The organism is Thiohalorhabdus sp. (genome assembly GCF_046545655.1).
GTDB lineage: Bacteria > Pseudomonadota > Gammaproteobacteria > Thiohalorhabdales > Thiohalorhabdaceae > Thiohalorhabdus.
The window spans coordinates 1-9139 of record NZ_JBKGZG010000060.1; the positions used below are offsets into that span (position 1 = coordinate 1).

11 protein-coding genes and 1 tRNA gene are annotated in these 9139 nt (G+C 69.8%); 11 read left to right on the forward strand and 1 reads right to left on the reverse strand.

Annotated features, from left to right (window positions below; genetic code table 11):
- The 10 genes from ACLFRB_RS10950 to ppa form a co-directional block, all read left to right on the forward strand.
- The coding region (locus ACLFRB_RS10950; RefSeq protein WP_411069050.1) for a ComEC/Rec2 family competence protein at nt 1-625 on the forward strand (625 nt) is incomplete at its 5' end.
- 90 nt (nt 626-715) lie between these two features.
- On the forward strand, nt 716-1324 hold the full coding sequence (locus ACLFRB_RS10955; RefSeq protein ID WP_411069051.1) for a MotA/TolQ/ExbB proton channel family protein: 609 nt from the start codon (nt 716-718) through the stop codon (nt 1322-1324).
- Nucleotides 1321-1761, forward strand: coding sequence for an ExbD/TolR family protein (locus ACLFRB_RS10960; RefSeq protein ID WP_411069052.1), 441 nt, complete (start codon nt 1321-1323; stop codon nt 1759-1761). The genes ACLFRB_RS10955 and ACLFRB_RS10960 overlap by 4 nt, the downstream gene beginning before the upstream one ends.
- A complete protein-coding gene (gene msbA, locus ACLFRB_RS10965; RefSeq protein WP_411069053.1) occupies nt 1758-3542 on the forward strand; it encodes a lipid A export permease/ATP-binding protein MsbA in 1785 nt (594 codons plus the stop codon). The genes ACLFRB_RS10960 and msbA overlap by 4 nt, the downstream gene beginning before the upstream one ends.
- A gap of 271 nt (nt 3543-3813) precedes the next feature.
- Entirely contained in the window at nt 3814-4473 is a 660-nt protein-coding gene (locus tag ACLFRB_RS10970) for a lysophospholipid acyltransferase family protein (protein WP_411069054.1), read from the forward strand.
- Nucleotides 4470-5636, forward strand: coding sequence for a hypothetical protein (locus tag ACLFRB_RS10975; protein WP_411069055.1), 1167 nt, complete (start codon nt 4470-4472; stop codon nt 5634-5636). The genes ACLFRB_RS10970 and ACLFRB_RS10975 overlap by 4 nt, the downstream gene beginning before the upstream one ends.
- Nucleotides 5633-6637 (forward strand): tetraacyldisaccharide 4'-kinase, encoded by a 1005-nt coding sequence (gene lpxK, locus ACLFRB_RS10980; protein ID WP_411069056.1) that lies wholly within the window; start codon nt 5633-5635, stop codon nt 6635-6637. The genes ACLFRB_RS10975 and lpxK overlap by 4 nt, the downstream gene beginning before the upstream one ends.
- A gap of 42 nt (nt 6638-6679) precedes the next feature.
- Entirely contained in the window at nt 6680-6868 is a 189-nt protein-coding gene (locus tag ACLFRB_RS10985; RefSeq protein ID WP_411069057.1) for a Trm112 family protein, read from the forward strand.
- Nucleotides 6865-7665, forward strand: a complete 801-nt coding sequence (gene kdsB / locus ACLFRB_RS10990) for a 3-deoxy-manno-octulosonate cytidylyltransferase (protein WP_411069058.1) — start codon at nt 6865-6867, stop codon at nt 7663-7665. The genes ACLFRB_RS10985 and kdsB overlap by 4 nt, the downstream gene beginning before the upstream one ends.
- 26 nt (nt 7666-7691) lie before the next feature.
- Nucleotides 7692-8213 carry an inorganic diphosphatase gene (gene ppa / locus ACLFRB_RS10995; protein WP_054964659.1) on the forward strand — a complete coding sequence of 174 codons (522 nt, stop codon included), beginning with the start codon at nt 7692-7694 and terminating at the stop codon, nt 8211-8213.
- Between the two features lie 49 nt (nt 8214-8262).
- Here ppa and ACLFRB_RS11000 read toward each other — a convergent pair whose 3' ends face one another.
- Entirely contained in the window at nt 8263-8544 is a 282-nt protein-coding gene (locus ACLFRB_RS11000) for a hypothetical protein (RefSeq protein ID WP_411069059.1), read from the reverse strand.
- A gap of 452 nt (nt 8545-8996) precedes the next feature.
- On the opposite strand from ACLFRB_RS11000, the gene ACLFRB_RS11005 reads away from it, so the two are divergent.
- Nucleotides 8997-9073, forward strand: a tRNA-Met gene (locus ACLFRB_RS11005).
- Nucleotides 9074-9139 lie beyond the last annotated feature (66 nt).

Consider the following 9139-nt stretch of genomic DNA (forward strand, 5'->3'; position numbering starts at 1 on the left):
GGCGGTGGACCGGCTGGTGGTCAGCCACGGCGACGACGACCACCACGGCGGCTGCGCCGGTCTTCGGGACCGGGTTCCCGTGGGGGAGGTGGCGGGGGCGCCGGCCGCAGAAGGGCGCGCTCTCCACGCCGGGGACGGCTGGTCCTGGGACGGGGTGCGTTTCCGGATCCTCCATCCTCCGGAAGGTGGTTCGGGGACGGGGAATTCCTCCTCGCGGGTGGTGGAGGTGGCCGCCGCGGAGCAAAGGGTGCTGCTTCCCGGCGACCTGGAGACCGCCGGGGAGCGACGTATCCTCTCTTCGGGGGAATTGCCGGAGCAGACCGTGGTGGTGGCGCCCCACCACGGTAGCACCACCTCCTCGTCGCCCCCATTCGTGCGCGCAACCCGTCCGGACTGGGTGGTGTATTCCACGGGGTACGGCAACCGCTGGGATCTACCCAGTCCGGAAGTGGAGGGCCGGTACGACCGGGTGGGCGCACGCGCCCTGAACACCGCCACCGACGGGGCGGTGGAGATCCGGCTCGCCCCCGAGCCGCGGGTGCGGGGGTATCGCCAGCGCGCCGATCGCTACTGGCACTCCGGGGCCCTTCCTCCGCCCCTGCCTTCCCTGGCGGCCCTTTTCTAGGAGACGGCGGGGCCGGGTTTGGGCATGGTTGCCTGCCTTGTATACTGTGAGCCTTTGCATTCCGGGGCACCCAGGCGGAGGAAGCTACCCTTGCTCGATCTCTTGATCCGCGGCGGATGGATCATGCTGCCGCTTCTCATCCTGTCGCTGCTGGCCGTGGCCATTATCGCCGAGCGCCTGTACAGCCTGCGCACCGCCCGTATCCTGCCTCCGAATCTGGTCGCGGCGTTGGAGGCAGACCTTGAGCGGGGCGACCTGGGCCAGGCCCGGGAGCGGGCGGAAAGCGATCCCAGCCCGCTCGCCGCGGTCCTTGCCAGCGGCCTGCGCAATTCCGGACTTCGGCGGGAGGTCATCAAGGAGTCCATCGAGGAGACCGGCCGCCACGTGGTGGCGGATCTGTCGCGCTATCTGACCCTGCTCGGCACCATCGCCGCCATCTCCCCCTTGCTGGGGCTGCTGGGCACGGTGATCGGCATGATCAACGTGTTCTCGGTGATCACCAGCCAGGGGGTGGGGGATCCCAGCGTACTGGCCGGGGGCATCTCCCAGGCCCTCCTGACCACCGCCTTCGGCATGACCATTGCCATCCCGGCCCTGGCCATGCACCGCTACTTCAACGCCAAGCTGGACCGCCTGGTGGTGGACATGGAGCAGCACGCCCTGCGCATGGCGGAGATCCTCCAGGGGGATCGCCCGTGAGGTTCCGTCCCCGCAGCGCCGGCACCCCCACCATCGAGCTGACCCCCCTGATCGACGTGGTGTTCCTGCTGCTGATCTTCCTCATGATCTCCACCACCTTCGTGTCCCGCACCGGCCTGCAGGTGCAGGTCCCCGAGGCGGACAGCGCCCGGGCCAACCCCGACGACGAACGGGTAGAGGTCATGGTTACCGAGGAGGGGGACTTCCTGGTGGACGGCGACGAGCTGGAGGAGGACACCGACCTGGCCACCGCCCTGGGCCGGCATGCGGAGGACGCGAAGGGCGAGGAGGCCCCCCTGCTGGTGATCCGCGCCGACCGCAACGCCCGCCACGGGGCGGTGGTGGAGGCCATGGACGCCGGCGCCGAGGCTGGGCTTGGCCGGGTGGCCGTTTCCGCCCTGTCTCCGGGGGAGACGGACCCCGCGGAGGCGCCATGACCCCTGCCAGCGAGAATCCCATCCAGACCAGCGTGAGCCTCTACGGCCGGCTGCTTGCCTACGTCTGGCCCCACTGGCCGCGGCTCGCGGTCTCCCTGGTGGCCATGATCGTGGTGGCGGGGGCCACTACCGGCGTGGCCTACCTGCTCAAGCCGGTGATCGACCAGATCTTCATCGAGGAGAATGAGACCCTCCTCCTGCTCCTGCCTCTGGGGATCATCGGTCTGTACCTGGTGAAGGGGGTGGCCAACTACCTGGAGACCTATCTGCTGAGCTGGATCGGGCAGCGGGCCATGCGTCAGCTGCGCGATGACCTGTTCGCCCGCCTGCTGCACATGCCCCTCGGCTTCTTCAGCGAGCACGCCGCCGGTACCCTGATCTCCCGGCTCACCTACGACGTGGACCAGGTGGAGCGCTCCATTACCCGGGGCCTTAGCACTCTCATCAAGGACAGCCTCACCGCCGTGTTCCTCCTGGGGCTGGTCTTCTACCACGACTGGCAGCTGGCCCTGGTCTCCCTCATCGGCCTGCCCCTGGTCATCGGCCCCCTGGCCAAGTTGACCCGCAAGCTGCGCAAGAGCAGCCGCTCCTCCCAGCTGGCCCGGGCCTCCATGACCCGGGTGATCGAGGAGGGGGTGGTGGGCAACCGGGTGATCAAGGCCTTCAACGGTGAGGACTACGAGCACGCTCGGTTCCACAAGGAATCCGAGACCCACCGCAAGCAGAACATGCGCAAAGCCCAGGCCACCGCCCTCTCCGTGCCGGTTATGGAGATCGCCGCGGCCATCTGCATCGCGCTGGTCATCTACTACGGCGGCTACCGGGTGATGTTCGGCGGGGACGGGACCACGCCGGGCACCTTCTTCTCGTTTCTGGCGGCCCTGCTGATGATGTACGACCCCCTGAAGCGGCTGACCCAGATCAACCCCGTCATCCAGCAGGGGCTGGCCGCCGGGGAGCGCATCTTCCAGATGCTGGATTTCCACCCGGAGAAGAACGAGGGGTCCCGGACCCTGGACCGGGTTCGGGGGGAGCTGGCCTTCGAGGATGTCTGGTTCGGGTACGAGCCGGGCGCGCCGGTGCTCCAGGGGATCGATCTGGAGGTGCCGGCCGGCCACGTGGTGGCCCTGGTGGGGCTGTCCGGGGCGGGGAAGTCGACCCTGGTGAACCTGGTGCCGCGGTTCTACCGGCCGGACCGGGGGCATATCTCCCTGGACGGGGTGGACCTGGGGGATCTGGACCTGCACTTCCTGCGGGATCAGGTGGCCATCGTCAGCCAGGAGGTGGTCCTGTTCAACGATACCCTGGCCGCCAACATCGCCTACGGCCGGCCCGACGCCACCCGCGAGGAAGTGGAGGAGGCGGCCCGCGCCGCCGGTGTCATGGAGTATGTGGACCGGCTCGAGGACGGTCTCGACCACGTGGTGGGCGAGGGCGGGGCGCGGCTGTCCGGTGGGCAGCGCCAGCGCCTGGCCATTGCCCGGGCCCTGCTCGGCGACGCCCCCATCCTGATCCTGGACGAGGCCACCTCCAGCCTGGACCCCCAGTCGGAGAAGCTGGTGCAGCGGGGCCTCGAGCGGCTCATGCAGGATCGTACCACCCTGGTGATCGCCCATCGCCTGGCCACCATCCAGCGCGCCGACTCCATCGCCGTGCTGGAGTCGGGGCGCGTGGTGGAGCAGGGCAGCCACGCCGACCTGCTGGCCAGGGGGGGGATCTACGCCTACCTCTGGGAGACCCAGTTCGCCGCCTCCTCCGAGCCGTCCGCGGAGACCGGCTGAGGGGCCGCCATTCCAGGCACGGGGCGGTCTGGCCAATGGGGGGCCCCGTGTTTACAATCGCTGCCCCGCCGAAGGCCAAGGCGGCTCCGTACCCAATGGACTGGATCGCAGATGCGCTGGACGCAGCCCCCGGCGGGGTCCAACCCCGCTTTCCTTCGCCCGTGCCTGCCCGGGCACCGCAGGTGCCCGGGGGGGGTCCGTACATGAGCAGGGGCTGGATCCTCCGGCTGGCCCACGCGGGGGGTGGGGCGCCACGCCCCGCCGGCACCCCGTGAAGCTCGGCCCCCGGCAACAGCGGTGGGCCGCCCGGCTGGCCTCCTGGCTGGTGCGCTTCCTGGGCCGGTCGGTGCGCTGGCGCACCGAGGTTCCCGAGGCCACGGAGCGCGTCCTGCGCTCCGACCAGCCGGTGATCCTGGCCTTCTGGCACGGCCGCCTGCTGATGATCCCCATTGCTTATCTGCGCGCCGGGCGGCGCCATGTGCACGTGCTGATCAGCGAGCACGGCGACGGCGAGCTCATCAGCCGCACCATCGCCCACTTTGGCTTCGGCTCCGTGCGCGGCTCCAGCCGGCGGGGGGCCCTCAAGGCCATGCGCGACTTGCTTCGCAAGGTCCGCGAGGGAACGGACTTTGCTTTTACCCCCGACGGTCCCCGGGGGCCCGCCTGGGAGGTCCAGTCGGGGGTGATCGATCTGGCCCGTCGGACCGGCTATCCCATCCTGCCGGTGAGCTTCAGTGCCCGCCACGGCAAGGAGTTTTCCAGCTGGGACCGGTTTCTGCTGCCCCGGCCCTTTACCAGAGGGGTGTTCTGCTGGGGCGAGCCGCATTGGGTGGCAGAGGAGGCGGATCTGGAAGCGGCCCGCGCCGGCCTCGAGCGGTCCATGCAGGAGCTGACCCGCCACGCGGACCGGCTGGTGGGGCGGCGGGCATGAGGATCCATGCACCCAACCCCCGCACACCGCTGTACTGGGCCCGGGACCTCCGCGATCGCATCCGCCGCCGCCCCGAGGGTCCCCTGGGGCGCTGGGGCTGGTTCCGGGCCCCGGGCGGCCCGGGACCGCTCCTTTGGGTCTACGCCCCGGATTGCGACGGGGCCCGGGTGGGGGCGGAGATGGTGCGGGGGATCCGCTCGGTACGGGTGGACGTGCGGGCCGTGGTGATGGCCGCCGACGGCTGCGCGGAGACCCTGCGGCCCCTGTTCCGCGAGTACCCCGGGACGGCCGCGGCGCCGATGGTGGCCGACCACCAGCGTGCGGCGCGGCGGGCAGCCTCCCGGCTCCGGCCCAACGGCCTTCTGGTCGTGCGCCAGCTGCCCCCGCACCACGTCCTGAAGGGTGTGGCCTCCGCCGGGGTACCGGTGACAGCGGTGGGCTGCGAGCCGCCCCGGCGGCTACCGCGGGGCCTTGTGCTCGAGCATGTCCTGCCGGTGGGCCGGGTCCAGGCGGAGCGCTGGCGGGGGATGGGGGTCGAGCCCGAGGCGCCGGTGGACCTGGAGGTACTGCTGGCGCGCACGGATGTGGAGCCCACCTTCCGCTCCCTGCTGATCCCCGGGGAAGGGCGGTCCCTGCTGTGGACGGACGCCCTTCCCGCGGAAGCGGGGCAGCGGGAGGCGTTTCTGGATGCGTGGGGATCGGGCGACCGAACCCTGGTGGTTACCGGATCCGGTGGGGAAGGAGTCCCCGGAAGGGCGGCGGTCCGCCTCTCCGACTGGGACCGGGCGCGCGATCCGGTGGAGCCGGGCACCGTGGTGTGGATGGACGAGGATCGCTGGCTCCCCGCGGTGAGCGCCTCGGCCTTCGCGGGCTGCCTGTGGAAGGGGCGGCGCACGGCCCTGTGGCAGGCCCTGGCCAGCGGGCTGCCCCTGGTGGTGGGGCCGGAGGCCGCCGCGACCCTGCGGGACCTGGGGGTGGACCCGGAGGCGGGCGCGGTGGTCGCCACGGACTGGGGGGAGGCGGAGCGCCAGTGGGGGCACTGGGCGGGCGAGGCCTTCGCCTGGCGGGACCAGCAGGCGCGCACGCGGCGCACCTTCTGGGAGGCTCGGCGACGCGCGGAGCAGGCCATGGCGATCCTCGACCGCTGGGTGGACCGCTGGTGAGGGCCCTGACCCGGCAGTGGTACCAGGGAGGTCTCCTCAGCGACCTGCTGCGCCCCCTGGGTGGCCTGTATGGGGCCGCCATGCGGATCCGCCGGGGCCTGTACCGTCGCGGCTGGCGCCGGCCGGACCCCGTGCCGGTGCCGGTGGTGGTGGTCGGCAACCTCACCGTGGGCGGCACGGGAAAGACGCCCCTGGTGATTGCCCTGGTGGAGCATCTGCTGGCCCGAGGCCGCCGCCCGGCGGTGGTAAGCCGGGGTTACGGACGCCGGGATGGCGCGGTCCGTGTCGTGTCCGACGGGCAGGGGCGCACCCTTCCCGTGGGCCTCTGCGGGGACGAGCCGGCCTTGATGGCCGACCGCCTTCCGGTGCCGGTGGTGGTGGGGGCGGACCGTTCCGAGGCGGTGCGCGCCGCCGCCCGCCTGGGGGCCGACTGCGTGGTGGCCGATGACGGCTTCCAGCGGCTGTCTCTGCCCCGCCATCGATCCTTTGTGGTGGTGGACGCCCACCGGGGGCTGGGTAATGGGCGGTGTCTCCCCGCCGGTCCGCTGCGGGAGCCGGCCTCCGCCCTCGCCGACGCCGACGCCGTGGTCCTGCACGGCGAAGGAGAGGGGGCGGGTCCGCGGGAGGACCTGCGCATGACCCTGTCCCCCCAGGGCCTGCGCGGCGTGCGGGAGCCCGGCGCCCGGGAGTCCCTGGATTGGCTGCGGGGGCGACGCGTACACGCCCTGGCCGGCATCGGGGATCCGATGCGCTTCTTCGCCACCCTGCGCACGCTGGGCGCCGAAGTGGTCCCATACCCCTTTCCGGATCACCATAGCTACCAACCCGGGGAGGTGGGGCTGGAGGGGGGGGAAGCCCTGGTCACCACCGAGAAGGACGCCGTGAAGCTCGCCGAGCTGGGGATCGGCGGCTGGGCGCTCCGGGTGGATGCGCGCCTGGAGCCGGACCCTGGGCCCTGGCTGGCGGATTTGCCGTGGGGGGGAGCGCCCGGTGTATCCTGAACCACGCCCGTAACCCACCGCCAACCCCCGGAGGAGGATCCCATGCTGGACCGCAAGCTGCTGGACATCCTGGTCTGCCCCGTCTGCAAGGCCGAGGTGGAGCTGAACCGGGAAAAGAACGGACTGGTCTGTCACAAGTGCAAGCTCGAATACCCCATCCAGGACGACATCCCCGTCATGCTGCCCGATGAGGCCCGCTCCCTGGAGGCCGGCGCCGAGGAGAAGGATTGACCGACTTCACGGTCCTGATCCCGGCCCGCTACCACGCCAGCCGCCTTCCCGGGAAGCCGCTCCGGGAGCTTGGCGGGGCGCCCCTGGTGTGCCGGGTTCTGGAGCGGGCTTGGGAGAGCGGGGCCCGCCGCGTGGCGGTGGCCACCGACGACGAGCGTGTGGCGGAAACCGTGCGGAAGTGGGGCGGGGAGGCCGTGCTGACCTCGCCGCAGTGCGCCAGCGGAACCGATCGGCTGGCGGATGCGGCCCGTGCTCTGGGGCTGGCGGACGGGGAGTCGGTGGTGAACGTGCAGGGGGACGAGCCGTTCATGCCGCCGGACCTGATCCGGGAAACGGCGGCTGCCCTGGAGGCCGAGCCCGTGCGGGACATGGCTACCGCCGCGCATCCCCTGCGGGACTGGCGGCGGGTGCTGGATCCCAATTGCGTCAAGGTGGTTACCGACGCCCGGGGCGATGCCCTGTATTTCTCCCGGGCGCCGGTGCCCTGGCCCCGGGATGTGCTGGGCGGGGAATGGCCGGGGAGCGAGGGGCCGGACGGGACGGCTCCGCCCGAGGGCTTCCGGCTGCACATCGGCGTCTACGCCTACCGCGCCGGGTTCCTTCGCACGTTTGCGGGCTGGCCCCCCACCGCCCTGGAGCAGCACGAGGCCCTCGAACAACTGCGCGCCCTGGAGAACGGTGTGCGCCTGCGGGTGATCGAGTGCGCTCATCCCCCCGGCCTGGGAGTGGACACCCCCGAGGACCTGGCCGAGGCGGAACGCCGTCTGGTCCGAACCGAATCCGGCTCGCATCAATAAACGAACGTCAACGAGGAGAAAGCTCGATGGACCTGAGCAAGGTGAAGGCGGGCAAGGAGCCGCCGGCGGACATCAACGTGGTGATCGAGATCCCGCAGGGGTCCGCGGTCAAGTACGAGATCGACAAGGATTCCGGCATGGTGGAGGTGGACCGGTTCCTGTTCACCCCCATGTACTACCCGCTGAACTACGGTTTTGTCCCCAATACCCTCTCCGAGGACGACGATCCCACTGACGTTCTGGTGGTCTCCCGGGAAGCCGTGTACCCCGGCTCCATCCTGCGCGCCCGGCCCGTGGGCATCCTGGAGATGGAGGACGAGTCGGGGGTGGACGCCAAGATCCTGGCGGTCCCGCACGAGAAGGTGGACAACGGCTACGTGGATATTCAGGACGTGAACGATATCCCGGAGTCCCTGCGCAACTCCATCAAGCACTTCTTCGAGCATTACAAGGACCTCGAGCCCGGCAAGTGGGTCAAGGTTAAGGACTGGAAGGGGGCCTCCGAGGCGCGGAGCATTATCGAGGCGGACATCAACCGCGCCTCCTGAGCCCGCCATGCTTCGGGAAGCGAAGCCCTCCCCCCCGGGGAGGGCTCTTTTATCGGGAGGGCTCCTCGAGGTAGAGGAGATCGAGCAGGTCGCTCGGGCTGCCGTCGATATCCCGGGTCTGGATGCACACTGTCCGGGGCACACGGCGATAGGGTCGCCCCTGCAAGTCCGACTGGATGCTCTGCTCCCGCGCGTGCTGCAGGACGAGCTGGGGGCCCTCCGGCAGCACATCGAGGACGGTGTAGGGCTCACCGCCGTATTTGGCGTGGCGCCCCACCAGGTTCAGGAGGTAGCCCCAATCCTGGGCATGGGCTTTGTCAAAAGGCTCCATTCGGCGGTGCTCCTGGGTCGAATCCATGGATAAAGGATAACCTGACCGGGATACTGGGAAAAGGCGGCTGCCCCCGGAGAGGCAAACGGGCTCCGGAGTGGAACCAAGCCCGAAAGGGATGGTCTCAGGGTTCCCGCGCCCCGGTTCTACGGCGGGGTTGAAAAGCCTCTCCGTCCAAGGCAGCATAACTCCTTTGCAGTGCCAACGGTGTGGAGCCTTGGCGGCATCCAAAATGGGGGCAGAAGTAAGGGAAAACAAGCCCCTCGAAAAGGTGTTGACGGTCCCCGCCGAGATCGTTAGATTACGTCACCCTTTCGGTGACAGCCCAGATGATCGGGGTGGCCCCGAAAAAGAAGTTCCAAAAGATGGTTGACGGGGCTTTTCGGGTTGTCTAAAGTTATTCTTCTCACAGCGCGGAACGCCGCACGGTGAGGCCGAAAACCGAATTCGATTGCGGGGTGGAGCAGTCTGGTAGCTCGTCGGGCTCATAACCCGAAGGTCACAGGTTCAAATCCTGTCCCCGCTACCAATTTCGCTTTATCGCTCTTTAACAATCTGGGATGAGGAAGCGTTGTAGGCTCTGTGGTTTGTGGGG

Excerpts from the sequence above, each read along its gene's own strand:
- msbA (WP_411069053.1), top strand. The coding sequence starts at position 1,758 with ATGACCCCTGCCAGCGAGAATCCCATCCAGACCAGCGTGAGCCTCTAC.
- ACLFRB_RS10975 (WP_411069055.1), top strand. The coding sequence starts at position 4,470 with ATGAGGATCCATGCACCCAACCCCCGCACACCGCTGTACTGGGCCCGG.
- ACLFRB_RS10985 (WP_411069057.1), top strand. The coding sequence starts at position 6,680 with ATGCTGGACCGCAAGCTGCTGGACATCCTGGTCTGCCCCGTCTGCAAG.
- ppa (WP_054964659.1), top strand. The coding sequence starts at position 7,692 with ATGGACCTGAGCAAGGTGAAGGCGGGCAAGGAGCCGCCGGCGGACATC.
- ACLFRB_RS11000 (WP_411069059.1), bottom strand. The coding sequence starts at position 8,544 with ATGGAGCCTTTTGACAAAGCCCATGCCCAGGATTGGGGCTACCTCCTG.